General features: G+C 55.3%; 28 protein-coding genes. 12 read left to right on the forward strand and 16 right to left on the reverse strand.

Going from position 1 to position 26,127, the window contains the following annotated elements:
• Window positions 1-37 precede the first annotated feature (37 nt).
• Window positions 38-286, reverse strand: a complete 249-nt coding sequence (locus DBR37_RS03600; RefSeq protein WP_124572933.1) for a DUF6139 family protein — start codon at window positions 284-286, stop codon at window positions 38-40.
• A gap of 340 nt (window positions 287-626) precedes the next feature.
• Here DBR37_RS03600 and DBR37_RS03605 point away from each other — a divergent pair, with 340 nt between their 5' ends.
• Entirely contained in the window at window positions 627-836 is a 210-nt protein-coding gene (locus tag DBR37_RS03605) for a hypothetical protein (protein ID WP_124572935.1), read from the forward strand.
• Here DBR37_RS03605 and DBR37_RS03610 read toward each other — a convergent pair.
• The 6 genes from DBR37_RS03610 to DBR37_RS03635 form a co-directional block, all read right to left on the reverse strand.
• A complete protein-coding gene (locus tag DBR37_RS03610) occupies window positions 801-1,613 on the reverse strand; it encodes a ParA family protein (protein WP_124572937.1) in 813 nt (270 codons plus the stop codon). The two genes, DBR37_RS03605 and DBR37_RS03610, sit on opposite strands and share 36 nt — an antisense overlap.
• A gap of 185 nt (window positions 1,614-1,798) precedes the next feature.
• On the reverse strand, window positions 1,799-3,328 hold the full coding sequence (locus tag DBR37_RS03615) for a PepSY domain-containing protein (protein WP_124572939.1): 1,530 nt from the start codon (window positions 3,326-3,328) through the stop codon (window positions 1,799-1,801).
• Window positions 3,329-3,336: 8 nt separating this feature from the next.
• The gene (locus DBR37_RS03620; RefSeq protein ID WP_199739021.1) at window positions 3,337-5,493 is read right to left on the reverse strand and encodes a TonB-dependent siderophore receptor; all 2,157 of its coding nucleotides are present in this window, start codon (window positions 5,491-5,493) and stop codon (window positions 3,337-3,339) included.
• Between the two features lie 30 nt (window positions 5,494-5,523).
• Window positions 5,524-5,961: a copper chaperone PCu(A)C gene (locus tag DBR37_RS03625; RefSeq protein ID WP_124572941.1), complete on the reverse strand. Its 438-nt coding sequence runs from the start codon at window positions 5,959-5,961 to the stop codon at window positions 5,524-5,526.
• A 32-nt stretch (window positions 5,962-5,993) separates the two neighbouring features.
• A complete protein-coding gene (locus DBR37_RS03630; protein WP_124572943.1) occupies window positions 5,994-6,227 on the reverse strand; it encodes a hypothetical protein in 234 nt (77 codons plus the stop codon).
• Window positions 6,228-6,311: 84 nt separating this feature from the next.
• Complete coding sequence (locus tag DBR37_RS03635) at window positions 6,312-6,704, reverse strand: DUF2946 domain-containing protein (RefSeq protein WP_124572945.1); 393 nt, start codon at window positions 6,702-6,704, stop codon at window positions 6,312-6,314.
• Window positions 6,705-7,031: 327 nt separating this feature from the next.
• Between DBR37_RS03635 and DBR37_RS03640 the strand changes: the two genes are divergently transcribed.
• The 4 genes from DBR37_RS03640 (at window position 7,032) to DBR37_RS03655 (ending at window position 9,185) form a co-directional block, all read left to right on the forward strand.
• Window positions 7,032-7,682, forward strand: a complete 651-nt coding sequence (locus DBR37_RS03640) for a DUF2238 domain-containing protein (protein WP_124572947.1) — start codon at window positions 7,032-7,034, stop codon at window positions 7,680-7,682.
• Between the two features lie 57 nt (window positions 7,683-7,739).
• A complete protein-coding gene (locus DBR37_RS03645) occupies window positions 7,740-8,168 on the forward strand; it encodes a VOC family protein (RefSeq protein ID WP_124572949.1) in 429 nt (142 codons plus the stop codon).
• 54 nt (window positions 8,169-8,222) lie between these two features.
• A complete protein-coding gene (locus DBR37_RS03650) occupies window positions 8,223-8,675 on the forward strand; it encodes a YiiD C-terminal domain-containing protein (RefSeq protein WP_124572951.1) in 453 nt (150 codons plus the stop codon).
• 171 nt (window positions 8,676-8,846) lie between these two features.
• Window positions 8,847-9,185, forward strand: coding sequence for a DUF3144 domain-containing protein (locus tag DBR37_RS03655; protein WP_124572953.1), 339 nt, complete (start codon window positions 8,847-8,849; stop codon window positions 9,183-9,185).
• A gap of 86 nt (window positions 9,186-9,271) precedes the next feature.
• Here the strand turns inward: DBR37_RS03655 and DBR37_RS03660 are convergent, their stop codons facing one another.
• A complete protein-coding gene (locus DBR37_RS03660; RefSeq protein ID WP_124572955.1) occupies window positions 9,272-9,574 on the reverse strand; it encodes an antibiotic biosynthesis monooxygenase in 303 nt (100 codons plus the stop codon).
• A 164-nt stretch (window positions 9,575-9,738) separates the two neighbouring features.
• On the opposite strand from DBR37_RS03660, the gene DBR37_RS03665 reads away from it, so the two are divergent.
• Both DBR37_RS03665 and DBR37_RS03670 read left to right on the forward strand, forming a co-directional pair.
• The gene (locus DBR37_RS03665) at window positions 9,739-10,218 is read left to right on the forward strand and encodes a CreA family protein (protein WP_124572957.1); all 480 of its coding nucleotides are present in this window, start codon (window positions 9,739-9,741) and stop codon (window positions 10,216-10,218) included.
• Between the two features lie 21 nt (window positions 10,219-10,239).
• Entirely contained in the window at window positions 10,240-11,253 is a 1,014-nt protein-coding gene (locus tag DBR37_RS03670; protein ID WP_124572960.1) for an AI-2E family transporter, read from the forward strand.
• A gap of 4 nt (window positions 11,254-11,257) precedes the next feature.
• On the opposite strand, the gene DBR37_RS03675 is transcribed toward DBR37_RS03670, so the two are convergent.
• Window positions 11,258-12,499, reverse strand: coding sequence for a TIGR03862 family flavoprotein (locus DBR37_RS03675; protein WP_124572962.1), 1,242 nt, complete (start codon window positions 12,497-12,499; stop codon window positions 11,258-11,260).
• Between the two features lie 234 nt (window positions 12,500-12,733).
• Between DBR37_RS03675 and DBR37_RS03680 the strand changes: the two genes are divergently transcribed.
• Together DBR37_RS03680 and sugE are read left to right on the forward strand one after the other, a co-directional pair.
• Window positions 12,734-13,303, forward strand: a complete 570-nt coding sequence (locus DBR37_RS03680) for a DNA-3-methyladenine glycosylase I (protein WP_124572964.1) — start codon at window positions 12,734-12,736, stop codon at window positions 13,301-13,303.
• Between the two features lie 733 nt (window positions 13,304-14,036).
• The gene (gene sugE / locus DBR37_RS03685) at window positions 14,037-14,351 is read left to right on the forward strand and encodes a quaternary ammonium compound efflux SMR transporter SugE (protein ID WP_124572966.1); all 315 of its coding nucleotides are present in this window, start codon (window positions 14,037-14,039) and stop codon (window positions 14,349-14,351) included.
• Window positions 14,352-14,395: 44 nt separating this feature from the next.
• Here sugE and DBR37_RS03690 read toward each other — a convergent pair whose 3' ends face one another.
• From DBR37_RS03690 to DBR37_RS03700, 3 genes are all read right to left on the reverse strand, one after another.
• A complete protein-coding gene (locus tag DBR37_RS03690; RefSeq protein ID WP_124572968.1) occupies window positions 14,396-14,926 on the reverse strand; it encodes an SET domain-containing protein in 531 nt (176 codons plus the stop codon).
• Window positions 14,927-15,205: 279 nt separating this feature from the next.
• The gene (locus tag DBR37_RS03695; RefSeq protein WP_124572970.1) at window positions 15,206-16,918 is read right to left on the reverse strand and encodes a methyl-accepting chemotaxis protein; all 1,713 of its coding nucleotides are present in this window, start codon (window positions 16,916-16,918) and stop codon (window positions 15,206-15,208) included.
• Window positions 16,919-17,029: 111 nt separating this feature from the next.
• Window positions 17,030-17,524, reverse strand: a complete 495-nt coding sequence (locus DBR37_RS03700) for a chemotaxis protein CheW (protein WP_124572972.1) — start codon at window positions 17,522-17,524, stop codon at window positions 17,030-17,032.
• A 470-nt stretch (window positions 17,525-17,994) separates the two neighbouring features.
• Here DBR37_RS03700 and DBR37_RS03705 point away from each other — a divergent pair, with 470 nt between their 5' ends.
• Window positions 17,995-19,620 carry an NAD(P)/FAD-dependent oxidoreductase gene (locus tag DBR37_RS03705; protein ID WP_124572974.1) on the forward strand — a complete coding sequence of 542 codons (1,626 nt, stop codon included), beginning with the start codon at window positions 17,995-17,997 and terminating at the stop codon, window positions 19,618-19,620.
• 22 nt (window positions 19,621-19,642) lie between these two features.
• Here the strand turns inward: DBR37_RS03705 and corA are convergent, their stop codons facing one another.
• Complete coding sequence (gene corA, locus DBR37_RS03710) at window positions 19,643-20,608, reverse strand: magnesium/cobalt transporter CorA (RefSeq protein WP_124572975.1); 966 nt, start codon at window positions 20,606-20,608, stop codon at window positions 19,643-19,645.
• Between the two features lie 112 nt (window positions 20,609-20,720).
• Window positions 20,721-21,548, reverse strand: a complete 828-nt coding sequence (locus DBR37_RS03715; protein ID WP_233588266.1) for a M15 family metallopeptidase — start codon at window positions 21,546-21,548, stop codon at window positions 20,721-20,723.
• A gap of 128 nt (window positions 21,549-21,676) precedes the next feature.
• Here DBR37_RS03715 and DBR37_RS03720 point away from each other — a divergent pair, with 128 nt between their 5' ends.
• Window positions 21,677-23,215, forward strand: a complete 1,539-nt coding sequence (locus DBR37_RS03720; RefSeq protein WP_124572977.1) for a B12-binding domain-containing radical SAM protein — start codon at window positions 21,677-21,679, stop codon at window positions 23,213-23,215.
• 1 nt (window position 23,216) lies between these two features.
• Here the strand turns inward: DBR37_RS03720 and DBR37_RS03725 are convergent, their stop codons facing one another.
• On the reverse strand, window positions 23,217-23,435 hold the full coding sequence (locus DBR37_RS03725; protein WP_124572979.1) for a DUF3717 domain-containing protein: 219 nt from the start codon (window positions 23,433-23,435) through the stop codon (window positions 23,217-23,219).
• A gap of 131 nt (window positions 23,436-23,566) precedes the next feature.
• Between DBR37_RS03725 and DBR37_RS03730 the strand changes: the two genes are divergently transcribed.
• Window positions 23,567-25,249 carry a SulP family inorganic anion transporter gene (locus DBR37_RS03730; protein WP_124572981.1) on the forward strand — a complete coding sequence of 561 codons (1,683 nt, stop codon included), beginning with the start codon at window positions 23,567-23,569 and terminating at the stop codon, window positions 25,247-25,249.
• Between the two features lie 50 nt (window positions 25,250-25,299).
• On the opposite strand, the gene DBR37_RS03735 is transcribed toward DBR37_RS03730, so the two are convergent.
• A complete protein-coding gene (locus DBR37_RS03735) occupies window positions 25,300-26,067 on the reverse strand; it encodes a TerC family protein (RefSeq protein ID WP_124572982.1) in 768 nt (255 codons plus the stop codon).
• Window positions 26,068-26,127 lie beyond the last annotated feature (60 nt).

Genomic DNA, 26,127 nt, shown 5'->3' on the forward strand with positions numbered 1-26,127 from the left:
GTCGCGTCGCCGTCCTGGTTTCAATAATCTTTTATTTTTAGCGCGGTGGTTCGTTCGCGAGGTTTTTCACACTGGTGATGGCATACCCTTTGGCATTGATTTGTTCGAATGGATCATCAATCGCAAAATCCGCCAGGTGTTTGGCATCGTCTTCCAGGTCGACGCTACGGTCAGTGGGTTCCCAATCGGTGTTGACGACTTCTTCCGGTAAAAACTTACCTTCCGGTACGGCGAGGTAAGAAAAATGGCCTGCATTTTCAGCTCTTCGATATATATCTATGCGCATGACAAATCCTTGGAAAAATGAGGGTAAGGTCTTTTGTGACCAGGCTTCACTACAAAGGTTGCGTCCTCAGCATAGCCGATCTTGGCGCACGGTGATGGCTTGATACTTGCTATGGGTTTCCCCCAGTTAAGCTTTTCTTAAGACTTTTTGCAGTGCCGGGCGGTAAATCGGGGTTTTAGACGCAGTTAGTGGCTTTTTTGCACAAAATAGGATCATTCTTGTTGCTCTATGTTACGTTTTGGAAACCTATTTTGTTTGTCCGTGCTAATCTGCTAATTCGTTGCGCCCCTTTATAGCGCAATGCGGACTGCCCCATTTGTGCAGTGTAGAGGAGGTGCTCATGTTGAAATATGATTTTTCTGTGAAGACGCGCGAAGGCCAGAAGCTGGAAAGCATCGTTATCGGCGGTATGGATCGTAGTGATGCGGAGCGCAAGCTACGACAGATGTATCGGCATTGCGAAGTACTGCGTTGTGATATCAAAGGTGCGGTGCAGCGTCCCGGCATTGCACACTCAGTTGACGATATCCTCTCGCTCATCTCGCGTTAATGCCGGTTGCTGGATAAAGCCGTCAGCCAGTAATTCATCGAGCAAGGTTTCATAGTCCTGAGCGCCGCGACTGTTGGGCGCATGTTCGAAAATCGTTTTATTGTGAGCAGGACTTTCCGCAAGACTGACGTTCTCTGCGATGCGTGTGCGACATACATCAGCACCGAATTTTTCTTCCAGCACTTTCAATACTTCCCACGCCATGCCGCGTCGCCCGTCGAAGCGCGTCAGCAGGTAGCGACGGTTCACGCGTCGTTTCAGTACCGGCTCCAGCGCACGCAGGGTTTTTTCGATTTGCATCGCGCCCTTGGCGGACAAATGATCGGCCGATACCGGCACGATGATGCAGTCGCACGCAAAAATCGCATTCAGTGACAGTACGCCTATCAGTGGGCAGCAATCTATCAGCACCGGCGTGTTTTCCGTGTTGAACTTCTCGGCGCGTAAATTTGCATTGAGACGATTGACGACGTCATAGCCTTTGCCGAACAAGGTATCCACCTTGGACAATTCCATATGCGACGGGATCAGCCCCAGGCTGCTGGTCGGCGAGCGCTGTACCAGTTCCTGTAACGGACGGTCGCGCTGGAACATGCTGAGTATGGTGTCGTCGCCCGACTGGGCGGTAATGCCAGCGATGGCGCTTAAGTGTGCTTGCGGGTCGAGATCTATACCGTAGGGTTGGCAACCGCGCCGTGCCAATGCAGCGGCGAGATTCAGCGCAGTAGTAGTCTTACCCACTCCGCCTTTCTGGTTGAATACGGTAACTATCGTCATAACCCTCCCGGATTCGATGCTGGCGCATCGCCGGTATCAATCTGGTGATACCGGTTTGTCGTGACCTGGTTCTTATACTACCGTGCTTTCATTTGTTGACAAGAGGCGACGGCGTACAAGAGCTGATGGAATAGTAACATCATGATGTGGCGGAATTGATCTATCTGCGCCAGCGTCCTGATATGTCAATGTGTGCGATGGTGCTGACTATGCTGGCCGAACCAGGTGCGCAAGCGACGCCAGCCGATGACGATGCCGGTCAGGCTGAGGGCCAGACCACCGAGACTGAGCAAAATCAGAATCGCATCGCGCCACGCCCCGGCCTGCAACATGGGCGGCAAATCCCAGCTATGCAGGAAGCTGAACAGCCAGCGCCCGGTGCGCTGCGCCTGATCCGAACTGCTTTCCACATCACCGGTAAACGGATCCAGGTGTACCCAGGTCTGATGCGTTTCGTCAAAGCGTACGCGCAAGGCAGGCAGGCGTCGCTCGGCGGCACCCATCATCGCTTCCTGCTGACGACCGTAATAATAAGTATCGTACTGCGTCAGTACCTGATGATCGCGTATCGGTGCATGCAGCAATTGCGTTGCGGCTTGGAACAGCTCCGCATCACTCCATCGTTCCCGTACCTGATAGCGCCCGCCTTCCTCAACGATCAGGCGTGTCGCATTGGCGCCGTTGCGTGCCAGCAGATATGGGCGGCCATGCAGTACACGCCATTCGATTTCATTTGCACGGAACCCTGCATCATTCAATAAATTGACAGCCTGTGCTGTGTCCAGTGACAAGTGTGTGGTGCCGGGAGTCGCACCACGATAGGCCGCACTATTTGGTTTCTCGCCGCGCGCATCAAAGATGCCGAGCGGATTCATGGACATCAGGCCGCTGAAGATCCAGGTAAAGATAATCGCTGCAAAGCTCAGGCCTATGATGTGATGCCAGTGTAAATACACTTCGCGATAAGGTGTGCGTGCACCGGATTTATAACGTCCGCGAAAACGCCAGCGCCAGATACCCGCCAGCGTGCCGCTGATGGCAGTCAAGGTGCCGAACGCAGACAGCGCGATCACTATCCAGCTCCAGACCGGATCGACTGGTCGGTCACGAAACATATACAACCAATGCAGCCACGCGCCGACGTAGTTCCACAGCCGTTGCGCGCGCGGCGCATCCATCACGACCTGTCCGGTGCTATCCGACAGATACAGCAGGGTATGCTCTGCATCATCCATTTGCACCCGATGCAGCGGGCGGTGTGGATCGAGTGAGCGTGCATGCGTCCACCTGTCTTCGTGCACGATGCCGAGATAATGCGCGTCTGCATTTGGAACGAAGGCGCGTGCGCCGGCCAGCGCCAGTTGCTTATCCATCGTTGGCGCCAGTGCACCGCTGCGTGCATCGACCAGCAGATAATTTCCTTTACCTTCGCGCAAGCGGTAATACGGTTGATTACGGATAGAGGTGAGTACAATCTCCTGCACCTTATCCGGTGCGCGACTGTGTGCCAGTGCCTGCTGCAGCGATACACAGCAATGCTGTACCTGCAATGCGGGCACAGTCTGCAATCGTTCCCACGGCGTCAGCTTCGGATAACCGATGAACAGCATCACGATGCCGCTGACAAACCACAAGGCCATCAGTACGCACGCGGCCACGCCTGTCCAGCGATGGATCAGGTAAGTCAGGCGTTTGACGCGTGCGGACAGGGTCATGTGGTGACTCAGAAGCGATAGTTGGCGGTCAGCTCGATACGACGTCCGGGGCCGTTAAACCATTGCGTGCCGGAGTAGTAAGCAGTCGTGAAGTACTGCTTGTCGAACACATTAAAGCCGCGCAATGTCACCGTGGTATCGCGTGATGCCTTCCATTGCAGCGCCAGATCGGTGGTGGTGTACGCAGGCATGACCAAAGTATTGGCATTATCTGCATAGCGCTTGCCGACGTAACGCAGACCACCGCTGGCAGTCCAGGCAGGTATGAAGTTCCAGCTCAGCCAGACGTTGGCCAGGCGTTCGGCGACATTCGGCGGGACATTGCCGGAACGGGAGACAGCGACGCCACCGACAGAATCGTTGAAGTCATCAAACTTCGCACGCAGGATTGCAGCATTCGCATCGAGTTGCCAGCCAGGTGCAAATGCGAGTGCCAAGGTTCCTTCGAGTCCGGTCGATGATTGCTCACCAACCTGTATACGTACTGCAGGATTGGTGGTGTCGCGGCTGAGCAAATTGTTTTTCCTGATGTTGTAAGCGGCCAGCGTCCATTCACCCTTCTTGTTCCAGAACGCCTGTTTCACACCGACTTCGATTTGCTTCCCGGTGGACAGATCGAACTTGCTGTTTGCTGCCGTAATCATCAGCAAGCCACCGACCGGATCGGCTGCTTCCGAATACTGCGCGTAGAGTGCAGTATCAGGAGTGATGTTGTAGACGGTGCCCAGACGCCAGCCTACATTCGAATATTTTTGGTCGAAAGACTGGGTATTCGTCGTCAGGTCGGCGCGTGATACATCGGCGTGGTCGTAACGCAAACCACCGAGTACCGACCATTTGTCTGTCAGCTCCAGACGATTTTCGGCAAAGACCGAATATTGCTGCGCTTTGTTGCGGTAACGCGGGATGGTAGGTATCGCGCTGAAGAAAGTACCCGGCACCGGGTTATAAGGATCAACGGATGGCGAGGCACCGAAATAAGTATTGTTGGTGTGCTGGAACGAACTGTTGCTCACATCAAAACCTACCGATACCTGATTTTTAAGGCCGAACAGACGACCACGGAAAGTCGCGTCGGTGGTGTTCCCGATCTGGGTTTGATCATGCATGATTTCAGTCGCCCCGCTGGATGCCGGTCTGTCGATCAGGCCGGTAGCAGGGTTGTAGACATAGGATTCCGCGTTGCGCCAGTGACGTTTGCTGTCTATGTAGTACAACTTGCTGCGCACCGTCGTATCCGCATTCGGGGTCCACTCTGCGGATAACTCGGTCCAGCGATCGTCATACTGGATTTTGCTGTCACTGACGTTGTAGTTCTTGGTGCGCAGCGCTTCCAGTTGGCGGCCGTTGACCAGCGGTGTGCCGAAGTAGCGCATCGGTTCCTGCCGGCCTTGTGCATAGCTCAGTTTCAAACGGAAGTCGGCAGAGACGTCGAGTTGCAATGCGCCGGAAAAGCTCAGGTTGCGCGAATTGCCCATATCAACCCAGCCGTCGGACCGATCGCCACTGAGATCGACGCGATACGACAGCTTTTCGTTGATTGCGCCGCCACTGCCGAAGCCCAGACGCTGCGTGTTGTCGGTACCGATGGTGGCTTGTACTTCATTCTGTATTGCACCACGCGTAGGTTTCTTCGGGATGACGTTCACTACTGCGCCGATTGCGCCGTCACCGTAAATCACAGAAGCGGGCCCGCGCAATACTTCGACGCGATCAATAGACCATGTGTCGAACGGGAAGGACACGCCTACGCCGCCATATTGACGGGTGCCGTCATACAGGCGCATGACGGAAGTCGTGTCGGTAAAGCCGCGCGCGGAGAGCGATGAGCCGCTATTGCCCGGATGTCCCATGCCGCTGATGCCTGCACTACGGGTAATGGCGTCGACCAGGTTGGCGTCGCCACGCTGTTCAAGTTGTTCACGGGTGATGACGCTGACGCTGGCTGGTGTCTGGAATGGTGTGAGGTCCAGATTGGAGCCGGTAGACGCAGGCGATTTCAATGTGCCGGCTGGCTCCGGGCTGACCGAGATGCCAGGCAAGGTGGTGGTCTCTGCCGCGGATGCGGAGTGCATGGCCAGCAAGCATCCCAGTGTGCAATGCGTGTACAAAACAGCGTGTGCGAGTCGGCGTGGCAGTGTGCGGTTTTCAAATACGAGTTTCATTGTTGATCCAAAAATAGTCTGAAGGAGCGCTTAGTGTTTGGCTGCGCTATTGAGTGCGCGGGCCGGAACTTGCAGTTCCAGCGTTTCGCGCTGCTTGTCCTTGTCTTCAAATATCAGCGTGAGCGGAATCACATCGCCCTCTTTAACCGGCTGCTTCAGATCGAAAAACATAATGTGATAACCGCCCGGCTTGAGCATCACGTTCTGGCCAGCGGGTAAATCCAGGCCGTTGATCTGGCGCATACGCATGACGTGGTCCTGCACTGCCATTTCATGGATCTCTGTGCGCGCGACGGGTGAGCGCGCATCGATCAGGCGCGTGCCTTTGGCGCTGCTTAGTTGCATGAAAGCGCCGGTGGCTTTTTGTTGTGACACGGTAGCGCGTACCCAGGCGTCGCTGACTAAAACTTGAGCGAAGGATGAAGTACAGGCGAGACTCAGCAATGAAGCGAGTAAAAACTTGTTCATATGGATGTCCTCTGATGGAAGATGGTGATGGATTACTGTGCGATTTGCGTAGCTAAGCCAAGCGCAGCGCGACTCGTGACGATGCAGGATGTGCTGCAATCGCTGCCCGTGGCTAATACCGGGAGTGCGACCAGTTGCATTTCGACGGCCGCGTCAGTAGCGGGCGATGCGGCGACAGTTGCATGACGCTGGATGCTGATCAGCAGCGCAGCAATCACGAGCGCAATCAGATTGAGGGTGATGACGAATTTACGGCGAGTTGACATGGCAAACCCCTGTTTCGAGATGAAGACACACCGCCAGACAAACGCACGCCTGAAGGCGTACGTGCTGGCGGTACTCAGCAACGATCAGGAAAAAGCCGGGGGAGCGCGCGGTTGTGCAACGGCCCATGCGAACAGCGGGCGCGATGCCTGGTAATACAGGGAAGGAAGAATGTGATCGCCGCTGACGACGGGCATCACGAAATCGGCCGGAGGCGGCAAGCCTACCGAGCCTGCGTGCGTCATACAAAACGCACAGTGTTCAAAGTGGATGGTTCTTTCAGCCGGTTTTGGGGTTTGAGTATTCTGGTCCTGGTCGACCATCATCATCTTGCTGCCGTCCACCGTACAAATTTCGACCCAGGCATTGGGTGCACCGTTGGCCGCAGCAACCGCATGCGAGATCGACGGCGCAAGCGATGCCAGCAGGATCGCAAAACATGCGATCCATGTGGTCCATCTATGCTTGGCTTTCGTCATTCGCATGGCGCGGGCATCAAGGAAAAGGGGGAATTCAGACAACCAACTTGTTGACGGCTGGCGACTTATCGCGGCTGATTATAGCCGTGCCTTTGGTAAAAGCGATAGTGGCTATCGTATAAATCCTGTGTGCTCGCCATCCTTATGCACGCCGGAAGGGCGTGTTATATGCATCTTCACTTATGAAAAGAATAATTTTCGCTGGCGATGGAAATGCAATTTGCTCGTGCTCAAGATCAGGCGGGAAAATGTGTTGCATCGCGTCACGCATGCGCTGACCAGGTAAAAAAGGTATGGTTGATGCTGGCTCATTAACCATACCCTTACATGCCTGCACTGCATCCATCTCCGCAGTTAGCTCCGCCATCGCCGCGCTACTTGCTTGCCGCAGGTGCACTGATCGTGCTGGCGCTGGTCGTTTCCTTCATCAATCCGCATGACCGCCTGACCTGGCTGATGGAAGTCATGCCGGTATTGTTCGCTCTGCCTTTGCTCGGCTTCACTTATCAGCGCTTTCCACTGACACCATTGTTGTATTTCCTGGTTTTCCTGCACGCCTTGATTCTGATCGTCGGCGGTACTTACACCTATGCGCATGTACCTGTCGGCTTCTGGGTGCAGGATTTGTTTTCGCTGGCGCGTAATCCCTACGACAAGCTGGGTCACCTGTGGCAAGGGCTGGTGCCGGCATTGGTGGCGAAAGAGATCTTGGTGCGCAGGCAGTTTGTTACGGGCAAGAAAATGGTCGCCTTCCTGGCGATATGCGTGGCGATGGCGATTAGTGCCTGGTATGAACTGATCGAATGGTGGGCGGCCGTCCTCATGGGGCAAGGCGCGGATGAGTTCCTTGGTACGCAAGGTGATCAGTGGGATACACAGTCGGATATGTGCATGGCGTTCATCGGTGCGACGATAGCCGTCATCCTGCTTGCCAGATGGCATGACAGGCAAATCGCACGCATGATCAGACATCCCTGAGCAACTGTGGCAAGCTAATGCTGTCATCCGTTCTCATCTTTAGCTGAGGAGGTCATCATGAGCAAATCTGCAGTCGCAACGAAATCCACCATTATTCCCTGCCTGCGTTATCGCGATGCGCTGGCGGCGATAGACTGGTTGTGCGAAGTCTTTGGTTTTGAGAAGCAGGCGGTGTATACCAATCCCGATGGCAGCGTGGCCCATGCGCAGCTCATTCTGGGTGGCGGCATGCTCATGATCGGATCGGTGGTCACCGATAGCGAGTGGGGCAAGCTGATACGCCAGCCGGATGATATAGGCGGGGATGAAACACAAAGTCCGTATCTGGTCGTAGCGGATGCCGATCTGGTTTACGAGCGGGCACTGAAGCGCGACGCGGAGATTGTTATCGATATCAAATTTGAAGATTACGGCGGGCGCGGTTTCAGTTGCCGTGATCTGGAAGGTCGTCTGTGGAGTATCGGCACTTACGATCCGTGGCAATGATGTGCCGCACAGGCGCTCTTCCGATTATCGCGTTATGACTATAAGGGGTTGAATGTGGATCAGGGTATCTTGCGGCAATATTTATACGATCACATTCCCTTGTCACAGGCGATGCAGGTGGAAGTACTCAGCGCGCAGCCGGACGGCGTGCTGCTCACCGCGCCCCTGCCGCCCAACATCAATCATCAGGAAACCATCTTCGGCGGTAGTGCCTCTGCGGTGGCGATACTGGCTGCATGGTCGTTGCTGCATGTACGCCTGCAGCATGAAGGCATCAGTAGTCGCCTGCTTATCCAGAGCAACACCATGCAATATGAACTGCCTATCGCCGGTAGTTTTACCGCGCGCTCCTGTCTGGCGCCGGATGCGGACTGGCCCCGCTTCGTGCGTACGCTGGCGCGCAAGGGCCGCGCGCGGATTGCGGTGAGTTCGGTGCTGGAATTTCAGGGGCAGCAAGCCGGTAAATTGCATGGGGAATTCGTCGCGCTGGCACCGGAAATACCCTGATAGCAGGTACGCCCGCCCGTATGCGGCTGTAAGCGTCGGTCCATTTTTAGGCTATAGTGCTGCACACGCAAGTAAGCGGCTTGGCCCGGGCAGCGGTTTTCGCCCTTTAAAAATGCCGTTTTTCCTGCTTATGAATACGCAATATTTACAATCAGATATCACTTTTAAATCATGAGCGACGACAATTTCAATGCACGGGACGTCAGCCGTCCCAGCACCAAAGCACCGGATCCTAATGCCAAATTCTGGGATATCGCCGATACCTTCATTCACCTTGCGAATGAAAATTGCAAGGGTGCAGAGCGCGGCCAGGTTTGCGCAGCAATGATGTACGCGGCGGCACGTTTCAATGCGTTTACTGCTTCAGTGGATGCACCGAACGGCGCGATCTATAAATCCGAACAGGAGCCGGCAGTTGCTTACTTCCGCACCGAGTTTGAAAAAATGTTGCGTGAAAATTTCCGTGATTATGCTGAGAACTTCAAAAGCTATCACCCGGAAAAAAGCTGAGCTTAAGCTGCCCGGCAGTGTACTAATAAAAAAGCCTCGCCCTGTTAAACAGTGGCGAGGCTTTTTTGTATCTGCTCAGGAATGGCTTAGGCCGATTTCGACAGGATGTTGAAGTGTTCAACGACTGGTGGCGATGCAAAGAATGGGCCGACGATGCTGCGCCATTCGAGGAAGGCCGGCGAGCCACGGAACTCAACGGTATGATTTTCCAGTGTCGCCCAGTAGATTTGTATGACATAGCGTTCCGGCGTTTCTATGCATTTGTTGATGACGTGCGATTGATAGCCCGTCGCCTTGCCTATCACTTGTTCCAGGCCGCGCTGTACGGCAGCGTCAAATTCGGATTGTTGGCCAGGCTGGATGCGGATATCGACGAGTTCGAGAATCATGTTTGCTTCCTGTAATAGTGTGGTGAATGCGGAATTATTACATTTTGCCCGGTGGACTGCATCCCTTCGCTGTTTTCTATACTGGCGGGCGGCTACTGTTCAGTCAGCGGTGATGTGCGTAAGCTGTCAGTATGCTTGATAAGAAATACACGAGAGGAATAAGTATGCGTAGAGTTTTGGTCAGTATTATTTTGGCAGGCAGTACGATAGCGGCGCTGCCGCTGCATGCGCAGCAAATAGGCGAAGTCAGTACTGCCTTCCGCTTCCTTGGCAAGAATGACCGTATCGTGATCGAAGCTTATGACGATCCCAAAGTGACAGGTGTTTCCTGTTTTGTGTCCCGCGCACGCACTGGTGGTGTCAGCGGCACGGTCGGTCTGGCAGAGGATACGGCGGATGCGTCGATTGCCTGTCGCCAGGTTGGTGATGCGTTGACCTTCAAAGGCAAACTGCCGCAGCAGGAAGAGGTTTTTTCGGAACGCCAGTCGATCCTGTTCAAACGCCTTCACATCGTGCGCATCGTTGATCCGGTGCGTAACACCCTGGTCTATCTGACCTACTCCGATAAATTGATCGACGGTAGTCCGAAGAATGGCGTGACCGCCGTGCCGGTACCGCGCAGCAATCCTATCCCGATCAAGTAAGCCATAGACACACGGAGTCCCATGTCTGCCCCGATCAAGAATTCCCATGTAGTCACTGCTTCCTATTCCCTGGCAGCATTTTCCCTGCTGCTGGTGATGCATCAGGGTTTGCTGGCAGCGTTGTTCTCCGGCTTGCTGGTGTATTCACTGGTGCAGATGCTGGCGCCGAGACTGGGCGGCAAGCTGGTCGGGCAGAAAGGCAAGGTTGCTGCCGTCGCTTTACTCAGCGGCCTGATCGTCATTATTCTGTTCGCGCTGGTCTGGGGCTCGGTTGCTTTCTTTCGCAGCGATGTCGGCAGGTTGTCGGTGCTGTTGCAAAAGATGGCCGATATTCTGGAAGCGACGCGCAGCCAGATTCCGGCCTGGATCGCCGCGTATATCCCGGTGGATGCGGAAGCGCTGCGTACCATGATCACCGGCTGGTTACACTCGCATGCGCTGGAGGCACGTACCATGGGTAGCGAAGCCGGCCGCATCCTCGCGCACATCCTGATCGGCATGATCATCGGCGCGATGGCTGGTTTGTACGACACCACCACGACACGGGTGTATCAACCGCTGGCAGCGGCGTTGCATGAACGCATGATTGCGCTGCACGCTTCATTCCGCAATGTGGTCTTTGCGCAGGTGCGTATCGCTGCCATCAATGCGGCGCTGACAGGTATTTACCTGATCGTGATTTTGCCGCTGGCCGGAGTTGATCTGCCTTTGCGTAAAACCATGGTGGTGGTGACCTTCATCGTCGGCCTGCTGCCTGTCATCGGCAACCTGATTTCAAATACGATACTGGTCGTCATCGCGCTGTCGCACTCAGTGCATGTTGCATTGAGTTCGCTGGTGTTCATGATGGTGATACACAAGCTGGAGTACTTCCTGAATGCGAAGATCATCGGTTCGCACATCAATGCCCGTACCTGGGAATTGCTGACGGCGATGCTGGTGATGGAATCGATATTCGGCATACCCGGCGTGATTGCCGCGCCGGTGTTCTATGCCTATGTCAAAAAAGAATTGATGGATAGGGGCCTGGTGTAAGTGCTCAGGCTTGTGCGCGTAGCCAGGCCAGCACGCCCAGGCCTGCAGTGCGACCGCTGGCGAAACAGGCGGTCAGCAGATAACCGCCGGTCGGCGCTTCCCAGTCCAGCATTTCACCCGCGCAAAAAACGCCCGGCTTGCTGCGTGCCATCAATTGCGCATCCAGCGTTTCAAACAATACGCCACCGGCGCTGCTGATGGCTTCATCGATTGGGCGCGCTGCCTGCAGGCGCAGCGGCAAGGCCTTGATCGCTGCCGCCAGTTTGTCCGGCTGTGTGTATTCTTCCTTAGTCAGATATTCATGCAGCAATCCAGCCTTTACACCAGCGATGCCGACCTTGCTTTGCAAATGGCTGGCCATCGAACGTGAACCACGCGGATGCGATACTTCTTCGAGTACGCGTTCCGCTGACTTGCCGGGTGCGAGGTCGAGTGTGAGCGTGGCGCTGCCGCTGGCGTTGATTTGTTCGCGCAGCGCCGACGACAAGGCATAGATCAAACTGCCCTCCACGCCGGTATCGCTGATGACGAACTCGCCCTGTCTTTGTTGCTGCTGGCCTTGCTGGTCGGTATAAGCGGCGATCACGGGTTTGACAGGCTCACCCGCATAGCGCTCGCGGAAGTGGGCACTCCACGTAACTTCGAAGCCGCAATTTGCTGCCTGCAGCGGTGCGCTGTGTATGCCCTGCTGTTCCAGCATCGCTAACCATTTGCCATCAGAGCCGAGACGGGCCCAGCTGCCGCCGCCCAGTGCCAGCACTATCGCATCAGGCTGGACGTGTAATTCCTGCTCCGGTGTCCTGAAGCGCAATTGTCCAGCTTCATCCCAGCCCAGCCAGCGGTGCCGCATATGGAAACGTACGCCTGCATCACGCAGGCGTTTGAGCCAGGCACGCAATAAAGGCGCAGCTTTCATATCGGTCGGGAACACGCGTCCGGAACTGCCGACGAAGGTGGGGATGCCCAGCTCATGTACCCATGCGCGTAAAGCATCCGGGTTGAAGTCTTGCAGCATGGGTGCGAGTTGCGTGGCGCGGGCGCCGTAGCGCGCGACGAAGGCAGGTTCGGCTTCGGTGTGCGTCAGGTTCATCCCGCCTTTGCCTGCCAGCAGGAACTTGCGTCCTACCGAGGGCATCGCATCGTACAGATCAACCTGTACGCCCTGCGCGATCAGCACTTCTGCCGCCATCAGTCCGGCCGGGCCGCCGCCTATGACAGCGACCGTATATTTCTGCAGCTCATGCATCTGCACTTCCTTTAAGCAAGGAAATGGTGTGGCAGATCAAAGGGTAAGCGGCTGTGTCCATGGGGTCAGGTGTCGGATGAAGCACGGCTTTTGCAATTGCTTGCAGCGGCGAAGGCGCCATTCTTGATCATGGATGGAATTTTCTCAAGTGTATGTGCCGATTTAATCAATTAGACGCTATCAGCGATAATGCGCGTCTGACATCAAGTTCATCACAAGCTATAGGACGCAATCATGACACGTACACGTTGCAGCTGGGTCAATCTCGATAGTCCGCTTTATGTGGCTTATCACGACGAAGAGTGGGGCGTGCCCTGCCATGACGAAACGCGCTTGTTTGAGATGCTGAATCTCGAAGGTGCGCAAGCTGGTCTGAGCTGGCTGACCGTGCTGAACAAGCGTGAAAGTTATCGCGCCGCCTTTGACCAGTGGGATGCAGAGAAAATCGCGCGCTATGGTGACAAGAAAGTTGCGGAATTGCTGGCCAATCCCGGCATCATCCGCAACAAGCTCAAGGTCGCTGCCACCATAGGTAATGCCAGAGCTTATCTGCGTCTGCGCGATGAGGTCGGCGGCCTGGATCCCTATCTGTGGGCATACGTGGGTGGCAAGCCGATCAAAAACCGTTGGGCAACCATCAAGGATGCGCCGGTAAAGACGGAGTTATCGGATCAATTGTCCAAAGACCTGGCCAAACGCGGCTTCAAATTTGTCGGGTCGACAATTATGTATGCATATATGCAGGCCATAGGCATGGTCAACGATCATACGGTCGACTGCTTTTGCTACAAGGGGAAGAAATAAGGTGTAAGCCAGGCCTGGCGCGGCTGTGCGAGCGACAGGCAAAAAAAAGCCCGCTCAAAGAAGGCGGGCTGAATCTATATCAAAGGAGGAGACATAGAGGAGACAACTGAAGTATATGGATGGGCGCGCTTGCAGGCCACTTTCCTTTTCTGATATCCGATATTCACAATGCGAATATCTATGAAAATGGCTGTTTTGATATGTCAGTAAAGTGCTGCAAGAAGTGGCGAGAAGTTGGCAGATCGCTTATTCTTGGGCAAAAAAAAGCCCGCGCAGGTGGCGGGCTAAATCTATATCAAAGGAGGAGACATAGAGGAGACAACTGAAGTATAGGGATGGGCGCGCCTGCAGGCCACTTTCCTTTTCTGATATCAGTTATAGAATTTTCATATATGGCAACTTTTTGCCGTAAAAGTCCCTTACAGCCTGTCTCTAAATCACAGTAACTGCTCACATACTGTCTTTATCTTTGTCACCTTCCGCGTACAAAAAGCCTCATAGATATGTCAGCCCGACATCATTTCACCAGCTGAAACGCATTTTTCGCCTTCGGTGCACTTGCAAAATCTTTGCTAATATCCGCAGGCTGATGCAAAGCGATGCAGCGTTATGCATTGTTGTCGGTATCGCCACATCGCACTATGTGCCGGGCCGTGAAGTACAAGGAAGTGGGGACGACCCCACCGCTCCACCATCAATTGAGGACGGCCTCGACACTATAGGAAGCAGCACTATGTCTTGGACTATTCTGATTATTGCGGGTTTGTTTGAAATCGGCTGGGCGATCGGCCTGAAATACACCGAGGGTTTTACCCGGCTCTGGCCTACTGTCGGTACGGTACTGGCGATGGTGATCAGTGTCGCCTTGCTCGGCGTGGCGATGAAAACGCTGCCAGTAGGAACTGCGTATGCGGTCTGGACCGGTATCGGTACCGTCGGCACCGTCATTCTCGGCATGATTCTGCTGGGTGATGCAGTCACCGTGGTGCGCATACTCTGCATCATGCTGATTGTTTCCGGTATCGCCGGTCTGAAGTACTTCAGCTAATACGCGAAGGCAGGAATAAAAAACGGAGCTCAGCGCTCCGTTTTTTATTTGTCTTTCTTTTTGCTCTTCTTTTTCTTCTTCGATGCTTTTTTCTCTTTCGGTGCCAGCATCGTGCCGCGGCAGCTTTCAGCGCCACAACGACATTCATAAGCTTTTTTCAATGCCTTGGTCTGACGATCTTCCACGATCAGGCCGTAGTCGTAATTGAATTCTTCACCGCGTTTGATATCGCGCAGCGTGTAGATATAGACGCGTCCTTTTTCTTCGCGTGCTTCGCAGTTTGGCTCGCAAGCATGATTGATCCAGCGCGCGTCGCTGCCGTCTGCACCACCATCGATCATTTTTCCGCTTTCGAGGCTGAAGAAAAAGGTGTGGTACGGATTTTCCGGATCGGTGCTGTGACGCTTGAGGGCTTCCTTGTCGCTGATGCGCTCGCCTTCGTACTCCAGCAGCATCGAATCAGCCTTGATATTGCGTGTCGCGAAAACGCCGCGGCCGTGTACCGGTGAATTTCTGACGAGGAATGCAGGTTTTTCTGATGATGCCGCAGTTGGGGTCTTGCTCAATTTGGTCATGTTGAATCTAAAGGGATGAGTTTTTCAGGCTTGCTTGAGTCCGACAACAATCTGCAAGAAGCGTTCCACTTGCTACGCGCGCTATTGTCTATCAATACGCGTGCAAGAACAATTGAGTGGATAGCTTTATCGGAAGATTAGTGCAGATACGCGACAGAGTGCATGCACATCCACATCGGTGTCAGTGTAAAAACACTTTGATGACAGGGGTATGACAGGACGTGCGAAAAGAAAAAAGGCAGCGCCTCCGGCACGCGCCACCTTGTTGTCATGTGTGGACTAGAATTCTTCCCAGTCGCCGCTACCGCGATCAGTAGCGATTGCCTTCTGTGGTCTGGCGCCGCTGCTGTCGGCGCTATTTACAGGCAGCGCCTTGCGGACGGGTTTGCCGGCGATGTGTGCTGGTGGCTCAGCAGTGTAATGACGAGCATCGTCAGGCTGGCTATAGCCGCCACTTAACTTGAACGTGCCGACCACTTGCGACAATCCGCCTGCCTGTTGTTGCAAGGAAGCGGCAGCAGCAGCGGCCTGCTCAACCAGCGCGGCGTTCTGCTGCGTCATCTCATCCATTTGCGCAATGGCCTGGTTGATCTGCTCGATGCCGGAAGTCTGTTCCTGGCTGGCGGCGGTGATCTCGGCCATGATGTCGGTCACGCGCCTGACGCTGCTGACGATCTCATCCATTGTTGCGCCGGCCTCGCTCACCTGCTTGCTGCCTGCTTTGACTTTATCAACTGAATCGCCGATCAGGGTTTTGATTTCCTTCGCGGCAGCGGCGGAACGTTGCGCCAGATTGCGTACTTCGGCTGCAACGACCGCGAAGCCGCGGCCCTGTTCACCGGCGCGGGCTGCTTCGACCGCAGCATTGAGCGCCAGGATGTTGGTCTGGAAGGCAATGCCGTCGATGACACCTATGATGTCGACGATTTTGCGCGAGCTATCCTGGATGGAACCCATGGTATGTACGACTTCGGATACCACGACGCCGCCTTTGAGTGCGACTTCGGAGGCAGATGCAGCCAGCTGATTCGCCTGGCGTGCATTGTCGGCATTCTGGCGTACGGTTGAAGTCAGTTCTTCCATCGAACTTGCGGTTTCTTCCAGCGAGCCGGCCTGTGCTTCGGTGCGGCTGGAGAGGTCGGCATTGCCGGATGCGATTTCGCCGGATGCCAGCGCTATGGTTTCCGTGCCGTGCCGTACCGCGCCGACGGTTTGCGCCAGGCTGTCGTTCATATCCTTGATGGCTTGCAGCAATTGTCCGGTTTCATTGCCGGAGCGTACCTGGATTTGCTGTGTCAGGTCGCCAGCGGCCACGCTGCGTGCGACGCTGACGGCTTCACGCAATGGCCGCACGATCAGGCGCAGCAGCCAGAACGCCATGAAGGCGGCCAGTACAACGCCGACGATAATCGCGGCGATGGAAATACTGCGGACAAACGTAAAGCGCGTCTGCGAAGCTTCGAACTCATGTCTGGCTTCCTGCAACTGGATATCGATCAGCGCGGAGACGTCATTGCGCACTGGCGTGATCAGGCCTTCCATCGTTTCATTCACGATCTCGGTGACACGCAGAACGTTGCCGCCGCGCGATGCAGCGATAGCCGGCGTCAGTGCCTTATCGACAAACGTTTTGTAATCAGCGCGGAATTTTTCCGTAAGTGCTTTTTCATCCGCAGTGGCCTCGGTTTGTGCGTAGGCGGCGAAGGTGCTTTCTATTTTCTTGGCGCGTTTCTCGATGGCATCCATCTTGGGCAGCACCAGATTCGGATCGCCATAAATGGATGTCGCGAGATCGAGCTGATTGATGGTCAGCAAGGTGATGACGGTGTTCAATTCACCCAGCGCTGTGGTGCGGTCTTCGTACACGCTTTTCAGCGCATTGTTGGTGGCGGACAGGGAACTCAGGCCAAGCAGGCCGGTACCGACCAGCAGAGCGGCAAGAATGCCCATGACGGACAGCAGCAGGGATTTGATGGTTAGATTCTTCAACATGACGCTCTCAGACAAGTGATATGTGACAGGAGTGGAAGAAAAGTTGCCGATAAGGCGTGCACGGGCGCACGCCCATCCTCACGGACGGACAAGGAGTAAAGGCAGGCTGGCTTAGGCCGCGTGTTGCTGGATCAGGCCCATTTCATTGCTGGACATCAGGCGGTCGATATCAACCAGGATCAGCATGCGCTCATCGACGGTGCCGAGGCCGACCAGATAATTGGTGTCGACTGCGCCGCCCATTTCCGGTGCCGGTTTGATTTGCTCCGTTGTCAGCGTGATGACGTCGGACACGCTATCGACCACCATGCCAACGACACGATTGTTGATATTGAGAATGACGACAACCGTGAACTGGTCGTAGGTCGGGGTGCCGAGATTGAACTTGATGCGCATATCGATGATGGGCACGATGATGCCGCGCAGATTGACGACTCCCTTGATGAACTCGGGAGCATTGGCAATCTGCGTGACGGCGTCGTAGCCGCGCAGTTCCTGCACCTTTTGTATGGAAACGCCGTACTCTTCCTTGCCTAGCGTGAAAGCCAGGTATTCGAGTGATTCGCCATGACTGGGAATGGCGGATTGCGTGCTGAGTGTGGCCATGTGCATCCTCCTTGCGGTCTCTGTTAAGCGTTCTGTGAACGTCTAGTTTTTAACGTCGATTCTTAATGGATGTAGAGCGATTGCCACAAGACCATGCTAGCCGCTGCAGCCTTGCACACCCACCATAAACAATTAGTTTCCATGCGTCAACAATGCCGGAGGCCATATCTGACGCGGGAATCGGGGCAGAGCCGGGTTTATTTGTGGCTGGCGGCAGGTCGTGTCATAGGAGAATGTGCGCGTGTCAGGCACGAATATCGGCCGTCTGCTGGCATCGGGCAGGAAGGCAAAAGATTGTTAAATAAGGCTGGATCATCCCGGAATTGCTTATCCGGCATCGCATGTGTGCGGCGCAATACCGCCGATATGCAGCATGGTCGCATGGCCTAGCTGGAGTAAAATAGCGCGCTGCCGACCGACACGACCCTGGCGGCAGCACAGTTTTTTACAGGGCCTGGCTGGAAACAAGCATGTTGCGATTGACCGACGTTCAACTCCCACTCGACCATCAAGAAGAAGATCTTAAGGCCGCGATCCTCGCGCGCCTGGGTATTGCTGCAGATGATTTGATTGCCTACACGATATTTCGTCGTGGCTATGACGCGCGTAAAAAGAGCGCGATCACACTCGTCTATACGCTGGATGTGGAAGTAAAGAATGCAGCCAAGGTACAAAAGCGCCTGGCTGGCAATCGCCATGTAGGACTCACTCCGGATACCAGTTACCACTTCGTGGCGCAGGCGCCGGCTGGTCTTAAAACGCGTCCGGTCGTCATCGGCACCGGTCCCTGCGGTATCTTTGCCGGACTGATCCTGGCGCAGATGGGCTTTAACCCCATCATCCTGGAGCGCGGTAAAGCTGTACGCGAACGAACCAAAGATACCTTCGGCCTGTGGCGCAAGCGCGAACTGCATCCGGAATCGAATGTGCAGTTTGGCGAAGGCGGTGCCGGGACTTTCTCGGACGGCAAGCTGTGGAGCCAGGTCAAGGATCCCAAACACTATGGTCGCAAGGTGTTGACCGAGTTTGTCAAAGCCGATGCACCGGAAGAGATCATGTACGTCAGCAAGCCGCACATCGGCACCTTCCGTCTGGTGAAGATGGTGGAACTGATGCGTGCGTCTATTGAAGAGTTGGGCGGCGAATTCCGTTTCGAGAGCAAGGTAGATGATATCGAAGTCGAAAACGGCCAGGTGCGCGGCCTGAAACTGGCGGATGGTACGCACATCGCAACAGACCATATCGTGCTGGCCATCGGCCATAGCGCACGCGATACTTTCCAGATGCTGCATGCACGTGGCATCTATATCGAACCGAAACCCTTCTCGATGGGCTTCCGCATCGAGCATCCGCAATCATTGATTGATCGCTGCCGCTTCGGCCCGAATGCCGGCAATGAACTCCTCGGCGCCGCCGATTACAAACTGGTGCATCACGCCAGCAATGGTCGCTCGGTGTACAGCTTCTGCATGTGTCCGGGCGGTACTGTGGTGGCGGCGACATCCGAGCCGGGTCGGGTCGTGACCAATGGCATGAGCCAGTACTCGCGCAACGAACGCAATGCGAACGCCGGTATCGTGGTCGGCATCACGCCAGCCGATTATCCGGGTCATGCGTTGGCTGGTATGGAGTTTCAGCGGCAGTGGGAATCACGTGCTTATGAACTCGGCGGCAGCAACTACGATGCGCCGGGCCAGCTGGTCGGCGACTTCATTGCGAATCGTCCATCGACGGCCTTCGGTTCGGTATTGCCTTCCTATAAGCCGGGCGTCAAACTCGGCGACCTGAATCCGTCGCTGCCCGACTATGCGATTGCGGCGATACGTGAAGCCCTGCCTGCTTTTGACAAGCAGATCAAAGGTTTCTCGATGGCGGATGCAGTATTGACCGGTATCGAAACGCGCACCTCATCGCCTATCCGCATCAAGCGCAATGACGATGACCTGCAAAGCCTGAACACGCGTGGTCTGTTCCCGGCAGGTGAAGGCGCCGGTTATGCAGGTGGCATTATGTCAGCCGCAATAGATGGCATACGCGTGGCCGAAGCCGTCGCACTCAGCATGCTGGACGGCGTCAGCCGCGGTACCACGTTTTAAATATTGATCCGGCGGGTGATACTTATAACCAGCCGGATTTCTTGAAGCGGTAATACAGATAGCCGCAGACGCCGACCACCAGTAAGACCGAGGCCGGGTAGCCGTACTTCCAGTCCAGTTCCGGCATGAACTTGAAGTTCATGCCCCATAAGCCGAAGAAGGCTGTGGCTACCGCAAAGATAGCGGCCCATGCTGCGAGCCGCTTGTTCACTTCGCTCTCTTCAATCGTCACCATCGACAGGTTAACCTGAATCGCGGTGGCGACCGTATCGCGGATCGCATCGGTCAGCGCATTGATGCGGTACAGATGATCGCCGACGTCACGGAAGTAATCACGTGTGCTTTCGCACAGTGCCGGTACGCGTCCGCCGGAGAGTTTGCCGACCGCTTCCATCAGCGGTGCGACTACGTGCTTGAGCATCACGACCTGGCGTTTCAGGTCGTATAAACGTTCGATGTTCAGGCGCGCCAGTCCTTTTTCGAAAATCTTGCCTTCGATGGTTTCCAGTTCCGCTTCCAGGCTTTCCACTACCGGGAAGTAGCGGTCAACGACCGCATCCATCAACGCATACAGGACGAAGGCCGAGCCTTTACGCAATTGCTCCGGTTCCTGCTCGCAGCGTGCACGCACGCCGAGGAAACCCTGATTGCTGCGATTGCGTACCGACAGCACATAGTTCTTGCCGGTAAAGATATCGATCTCGCCTATATGCAATTCGCCATCCACCATTTCTGCAGTCTTCACAACTGTAAACAGCGAGTCGGCATACTCTTCTATTTTCGGACGCTGATGGCCGTTGCGTGCATCTTCGACGGCGAGTTCGTGCAGGTTGAATTCCTCTTGCATCTTCTCCAGCTCGGCCGGATCTGCATCTTTCAGTGCGACCCAGACGAAGCAATCCGGGCGTTTCAGGTAATCGCTGATTTCTTCTATCGGGATGTCGGATAGTTTATTGCCGTCCTGATAGACGACGCAGTTGATCAGCATGTATAAAGTCTCCGAAATTGGGGCTGTTTGGTTTTTATTTTTGCTTGCGCTTAACGGAGAGTACACACTCACTGTGTCGCTCAGTCAAGCTTTCCATGCAGACTGTGTTTGATTATTGACCGTTGCGTTCGACCGAAGTTGCACAGCTGGCCTGCACGCTTGCGCGGTTCTGTTCTTTACCGCCCAGTACACACTGGCGATAGCGTTCGACATAAGCATGGAACACGCTGCGCGCTTCAGGCACTGGCAAGCTGATCATGCGCAAGGCCAGTGCGCGGTTGACCTGGAAGTGCTGGTAGTCGATGGGCGCATCCCAGTTGCCGCCCCAACCCAGGAAGCCGTGTTCGGCAAAGACATCCACCACTTCTTCCGCCATGCCCGGCCGCGCAGCCTTGCCGGGGCGCACGGCAAGACGGTTTGCATACTTGCTGCCACCGGGTGGGCTGTACAGCGCTTTGCCGTCGGCTTCAAACTGGATGTAGGGATTCTGCAGCGGATTGATATCGATGGCGACGCCATAGGCATGCAGCGATGGTGTCTTGCCATTGGTGATGCGTCTGTCGTTGAAGGCCGAGGTATTGTTGTCGCGCATGGACGCGACATCGTCACCGCGATAGTGATCCATCAGACGCGCGCGGGCGATGGCGAATTTGCGTTGCAGCAGCGTATCGAATATCGCCTGCACATGTTCGGCCACCGCAGCCAGCACCATGATCTCGCCGTCGTTGCGCAGCTTGCCGTCGAAGTCGAGGTAAGAGAAATGCACGATGCGCAATTGCGCGCAGCTAAGCGGCGCATCTTTTTGCATCACGCCTTGCTGGCGCATGGTGTTGCAGGCGGTGTCGCTGACTTCGGAGATGCTTGATCCGGCCTGGGCTGTTGCTGCGACGCATAACAAAGCAATAGCGAGGTAGCGGTGTATGAGCGGGAATGGTGTCATGAATCAGTGAAGGTGCTTTTGTGAGGATATGGCTCATTATATGAGTCCCATGTTGCCAGTTATACCAAATCCGCGTTGGTTTCCACTATAGCGGCGTAAAATGGCCGTTTCGTCGTTGTTCTCGCCTCATGACCATACTGCTTTCCACGCTGAACGCCCGTTACACGCATGCATCCCTCGGTTTGCGCTATCTGCTGGCGAACATGGGCGACTTGCAGGACGTCACGCACATCCAGGAATTCGTGATCGGCGCGCGTACCACCGATATGGCGGAGAAGCTGCTGCAAAGCAAGCCGCGTATCATCGGCTTTGGCGTCTATATCTGGAATGTGGAAGAAACCACCAAACTGGTTGCCCTGCTCAAACGTGTGGCACCGGAAGTGGTGATCGTGCTGGGTGGGCCGGAAGTATCGTACGAGTCGTCCGAGCAAACCATCGTGCAACTGGCCGATTATCTGATTACCGGCTGGGGCGACGTCACCTTCCCGCAAGTATGCAAACAGATACTGCACGGTCCGAAGCCGCTGATGAAGACACACGCAGGCGTGCAGCCGCCGCTGGCCGAGCTGACCATGCCTTACAGCCTGTATTCAGATGAAGACATCAAGAACCGCACGTTGTATGTGGAAGCGTCGCGCGGCTGCCCGTTCAAATGCGAGTTTTGTCTGTCGGCACTGGACAAGACCGCCTGGCCTTACGATCTCGATTTATTCCTCGGTGAACTGGAAACGCTGCATGCACGTGGTGCACGCCTGTTCAAATTCGTCGATCGCACCTTCAACCTGAATATCAAATCCAGCCTGAAGATCATGCAGTTCTTCCTCGACAAGCTGGAAGCGCATCCGGAAGATCCGGTCTATGCACACTTTGAAGTGGTGCCCGATCATTTGCCCGACGCCTTAAAAGAAGGCATCAAAAAATTCCCGGCCGGTACCTTGCAGTTTGAAATCGGCATCCAGAGTTTCAATCCTGAAGTGCAGACTTTAGTCAGCCGTAAACAGAATAATGAAAAAGCCGCCGAGAATATCCGCTGGCTCTGCGAGAACTCACACGCGCATTTGCACGTTGATCTGATCGCGGGTTTGCCGGGTGAAGATGTGGCCAGTTTTGCGCGTGGCTTTGATCGCTTGCTGGAACTGGGTCCGCATGAAATTCAGTTCGGTATCCTGAAGCGTTTGCGCGGTACGCCTATCATCCGTCATACGCAGGAATACGGCCTGGTATTCGATCCGTACCCGCCTTACACCATTCTCGCGACGGACCGCATAGATTTTAATGAAATGCAGCAGCTGGTGCGCTTCGCGCGCTACTGGGATCTGATCGCCAACTCCGGCCGCTTCGCGCATACCTTGCCGCTCATCCTGCGAGAGACCCCGTTCGCGAACTTCATGCGTCTATCGAACTGGCTCTACTCGACTACCGATGCGACCAACCGGATTGCGTTGGAGCGCCTGGCGGTACTGGTGCGGCAATGGCTGGTGCTGGAAGGCATGGACGAAGAAGCGGCGGCGGAAGTCGTGCGCAGCGACTACGCCGGTCAGGCCAATACCAAGCTCAAGACGCAGGCCGTGCACAAGCAGGCCGTCAAGGAAGAAAAGCAAGCCGTGTTGCAGGGGGAAGCCTTATCGAGTCTTCCGCGTCGGCAGGCACGGCATATGGCGTCGTAATTCAAGTCGTCAGTTGTTGCTGCCAGGCCTCGACTAACTGGCGCGCCGCCGGGTCTATGGTATCCATCGCGATGCTCTTTTGCTGATGGAAGATCATCAGTGCATAGAGCTTGGCGAGGATGTTGACCTCAGGCGACAAGGCGCGCTCTTCCCCGGTGGAGGGACGTCGGTGGCGCCAGTGATTAATGGCTTGTTCGAGGTCGGCTAGGGTGATGTCCATCGCCTCATTGTACGCTCGCACCGCTGTGGCGGTAAGCAGGCGTAAAAAGTTGCTGCACAGCTTTGCACTGGGGCAAATGCAATGCGAGTAAACTATGCCTTTCTGTATCCCCAGCCTGGCCTTTCGATTCCATGAGTGCATTCGATATCAAGCGGTTTTTCCCTTTCCTGAACTGGCCACGGCCGACTGTTGCTTCGCTGAAAAGCGATGCCTGGGCGGGTATCAGTGTCGGTCTGGTGTTGATTCCGCAGGCGGTGGCGTATGCGACACTGGCCGGGATGCCTGCCGCGACGGGTTTGTATGCAGCTCTGTTGCCTAGCGTCATCGGGATTTTGTGGGGTTCGTCCGCCTTGCTGGCGGTGGGGCCGGCGGCGCTCACCAGCTTGCTGGTGTTTGGCTCGCTGTCGCCGATGGCGGCTCCGGCCAGCATGCAGTGGGTGACGCTGGCGATCTGGCTCTCTATATATACCGGTGTGATCCAGTTCATGCTGGGCGCGTTCCGCCTCGGGCGCTTGTCCAATCTGGTGTCGCAGCCAGTGATCATCGGTTTTATCAATGCGGCCGCCATCATCATCATGATGTCGCAACTGCCTGCGCTGATAGGCGTACCGGATTTATTCGTGGCTGATATCGGCAAGGTGGTACAGCGTGTCATCGACGCACCATCCATCATGCTGATGACGAGTGCCTTCGGTTTCGGCACGCTGATCTTGCTGGTTGTTATCAAGCGTTTATTCCCGCGTTTCCCCGGAATTTTGCTGGTGACCATACTCGGTACTTTCCTGAGCTGGCTGGTCGGCTATGCCGCGACCGGTGCGGCTATCGTCGGGGATATCGACAAGGGTTTGCCGCCACTGGCCCTGCCTGCCGCGATCCCGTTCGAGCATCATCGTGAGTTGTGGTCGGCGGCACTGGTACTGGCGTTGATCAGTTTTACCGAAGCGATGTCGAGCTGCCGCGTGCTGGCGCGCAAACGTCGTGAACGCTGGGATGAAAACCAGGAATTGATAGGCCAGGGTTTGGCCAAGGCGGCCAGCGGCCTGAGTGGTGCCTTCCCCGTCAGCGGTTCTTTTTCACGTTCGGCACTGAATCTGTATGCAGGTGCAACCAGTGCCTGGTCTACTTTGTTCAGCGCCCTGTGCGTGCTATTCAGCCTGCTGTTCCTGGCGGATCTGTTGTACTACCTGCCGCGCTCAGTATTGGCGGCGCTGATTATCATCCCGGTATTTGGCTTGTTTGATTTCTCTGCGTTCAAGCGTCTGTTCATGATTTCGCGGGATGATGCGGCGATTGCCATCGTCACTTTCGTTGTCACGATTATTTCGATGCCGCGCCTGCACTGGGGCGTGGTCGCCGGGATTACGCTGACCATGGTGTCGTATCTGTATCGCCATATGCAGCCGCGCATTATTGAAGTCAGCGAGCATGGCGACGGTACTTTGCGCGATAGCCAGCGCTTCGATTTGCCACGACTGGCACCGGGCGTACTGGCGGTGCGCATAGATGCTGCACTTAACTTCCTGACAGGTTCTTCTCTGGAGCGTTTTGTCGTGACGCAATGCGGTAACGATCACGATATCCGCCGGGTGCTGCTATGTGTGGGTGCGGTCAATGATATAGACGCGACCGGCGTTGAAACCCTGGAGTCCCTGCAGATTACCTTGCAGGGACTGGGTATAGAACTGTATGCATCGAATATCAAGAAGCAGGTGTGGGATGTGCTGGATCATGCGGGCTGGATCAAGGCGCTGGGTGATGATCACATTTTCATGACCGATCACGAAGCCATCCTCGCGATGCGCAAGCTGGCCTGAGCCAGTGATGGTGTGACCACAGTTGAGCTGCAGTCACACCATATTCTTCCTTACTTATTGTCAGGCGTAGTTTCGTCGTTCGCATACTGCGCATGCAGATGCACCGGTTTGGCGGTGCGTGAACGCATGCGGATATTGATCATCTCTACCACCAGGGCGAAGCCCATCGCGCTATAGATATAGGCTTTCGGGATGTGGTGGTCGAAACCTTCGGCTATCAGCACCACGCCAATCGCAACCAGGAAAGCCAGCGCCAGTATCTTGATCGATGGGTGACGCGAGACGAAGCGGCCGATCGGTCCGGCAAACAGCATCATCAGCGCGACCGAGACGATCACCGCTGCCACCATCACTTCGATCTGATCCACCATGCCGACTGCGGTGATGATGGAGTCCAGCGAAAACACCATATCCACCACCATGATTTGCAGGATGACGGCAGTGAAGGTTGCCTTCACCGCGCTGGATGCATGCCCTTCCTCACCTTCCAGCGATTGATGGATCTCGCCGGTACTCTTCCATATCAGGAATAGCCCGCCGCCTATCAGTATCAGGTCTCGTCCTGATATTTCCTGTCCCAGCACGGTAAACAACGGTGCGGTCAGGCCGACTATCCAGGCCAGCACCATCAGCAAGCCTATGCGCATGAACATGGCGATGAAGAGCCCCAGTTTGCGGGCAAATTCGCGGCGCTCGACCGGCAACTTGTCGACCAGGATGGAAATAAAAATGATGTTGTCTATACCCAGCACCAATTCCAGTGCGGTGAGGGTGATGAAGGCCAACCAGATTTGTGGGTCTGAAATGAGTTCAAGCATGGCAAGTCTCCAATGGCTTTTGGTGTAAGAAGCTGACCTGGTTTCTGTATGGAATCTGTT

The sequence above is a fragment of the Herminiimonas sp. KBW02 genome, from assembly GCF_003852535.1.
GTDB lineage: Bacteria > Pseudomonadota > Gammaproteobacteria > Burkholderiales > Burkholderiaceae_D > Oxalicibacterium.

Excerpts from the sequence above, each read along its gene's own strand:
- DBR37_RS03600 (WP_124572933.1), bottom strand. The coding sequence starts at position 286 with ATGCGCATAGATATATATCGAAGAGCTGAAAATGCAGGCCATTTTTCT.
- DBR37_RS03605 (WP_124572935.1), top strand. The coding sequence starts at position 627 with ATGTTGAAATATGATTTTTCTGTGAAGACGCGCGAAGGCCAGAAGCTG.
- DBR37_RS03610 (WP_124572937.1), bottom strand. The coding sequence starts at position 1,613 with ATGACGATAGTTACCGTATTCAACCAGAAAGGCGGAGTGGGTAAGACT.
- DBR37_RS03615 (WP_124572939.1), bottom strand. The coding sequence starts at position 3,328 with ATGACCCTGTCCGCACGCGTCAAACGCCTGACTTACCTGATCCATCGC.
- DBR37_RS03620 (WP_199739021.1), bottom strand. The coding sequence starts at position 5,493 with ATGAAACTCGTATTTGAAAACCGCACACTGCCACGCCGACTCGCACAC.
- DBR37_RS03625 (WP_124572941.1), bottom strand. The coding sequence starts at position 5,961 with ATGAACAAGTTTTTACTCGCTTCATTGCTGAGTCTCGCCTGTACTTCA.
- DBR37_RS03630 (WP_124572943.1), bottom strand. The coding sequence starts at position 6,227 with ATGTCAACTCGCCGTAAATTCGTCATCACCCTCAATCTGATTGCGCTC.
- DBR37_RS03635 (WP_124572945.1), bottom strand. The coding sequence starts at position 6,704 with ATGACGAAAGCCAAGCATAGATGGACCACATGGATCGCATGTTTTGCG.
- DBR37_RS03640 (WP_124572947.1), top strand. The coding sequence starts at position 7,032 with ATGCCTGCACTGCATCCATCTCCGCAGTTAGCTCCGCCATCGCCGCGC.
- DBR37_RS03645 (WP_124572949.1), top strand. The coding sequence starts at position 7,740 with ATGAGCAAATCTGCAGTCGCAACGAAATCCACCATTATTCCCTGCCTG.
- DBR37_RS03655 (WP_124572953.1), top strand. The coding sequence starts at position 8,847 with ATGAGCGACGACAATTTCAATGCACGGGACGTCAGCCGTCCCAGCACC.
- DBR37_RS03660 (WP_124572955.1), bottom strand. The coding sequence starts at position 9,574 with ATGATTCTCGAACTCGTCGATATCCGCATCCAGCCTGGCCAACAATCC.
- DBR37_RS03665 (WP_124572957.1), top strand. The coding sequence starts at position 9,739 with ATGCGTAGAGTTTTGGTCAGTATTATTTTGGCAGGCAGTACGATAGCG.
- DBR37_RS03670 (WP_124572960.1), top strand. The coding sequence starts at position 10,240 with ATGTCTGCCCCGATCAAGAATTCCCATGTAGTCACTGCTTCCTATTCC.
- DBR37_RS03675 (WP_124572962.1), bottom strand. The coding sequence starts at position 12,499 with ATGCATGAGCTGCAGAAATATACGGTCGCTGTCATAGGCGGCGGCCCG.
- DBR37_RS03680 (WP_124572964.1), top strand. The coding sequence starts at position 12,734 with ATGACACGTACACGTTGCAGCTGGGTCAATCTCGATAGTCCGCTTTAT.
- sugE (WP_124572966.1), top strand. The coding sequence starts at position 14,037 with ATGTCTTGGACTATTCTGATTATTGCGGGTTTGTTTGAAATCGGCTGG.
- DBR37_RS03690 (WP_124572968.1), bottom strand. The coding sequence starts at position 14,926 with ATGACCAAATTGAGCAAGACCCCAACTGCGGCATCATCAGAAAAACCT.
- DBR37_RS03695 (WP_124572970.1), bottom strand. The coding sequence starts at position 16,918 with ATGTTGAAGAATCTAACCATCAAATCCCTGCTGCTGTCCGTCATGGGC.
- DBR37_RS03700 (WP_124572972.1), bottom strand. The coding sequence starts at position 17,524 with ATGGCCACACTCAGCACGCAATCCGCCATTCCCAGTCATGGCGAATCA.
- DBR37_RS03705 (WP_124572974.1), top strand. The coding sequence starts at position 17,995 with ATGTTGCGATTGACCGACGTTCAACTCCCACTCGACCATCAAGAAGAA.
- corA (WP_124572975.1), bottom strand. The coding sequence starts at position 20,608 with ATGCTGATCAACTGCGTCGTCTATCAGGACGGCAATAAACTATCCGAC.
- DBR37_RS03715 (WP_233588266.1), bottom strand. The coding sequence starts at position 21,548 with ATGACACCATTCCCGCTCATACACCGCTACCTCGCTATTGCTTTGTTA.
- DBR37_RS03720 (WP_124572977.1), top strand. The coding sequence starts at position 21,677 with ATGACCATACTGCTTTCCACGCTGAACGCCCGTTACACGCATGCATCC.
- DBR37_RS03725 (WP_124572979.1), bottom strand. The coding sequence starts at position 23,435 with ATGGACATCACCCTAGCCGACCTCGAACAAGCCATTAATCACTGGCGC.
- DBR37_RS03730 (WP_124572981.1), top strand. The coding sequence starts at position 23,567 with ATGAGTGCATTCGATATCAAGCGGTTTTTCCCTTTCCTGAACTGGCCA.
- DBR37_RS03735 (WP_124572982.1), bottom strand. The coding sequence starts at position 26,067 with ATGCTTGAACTCATTTCAGACCCACAAATCTGGTTGGCCTTCATCACC.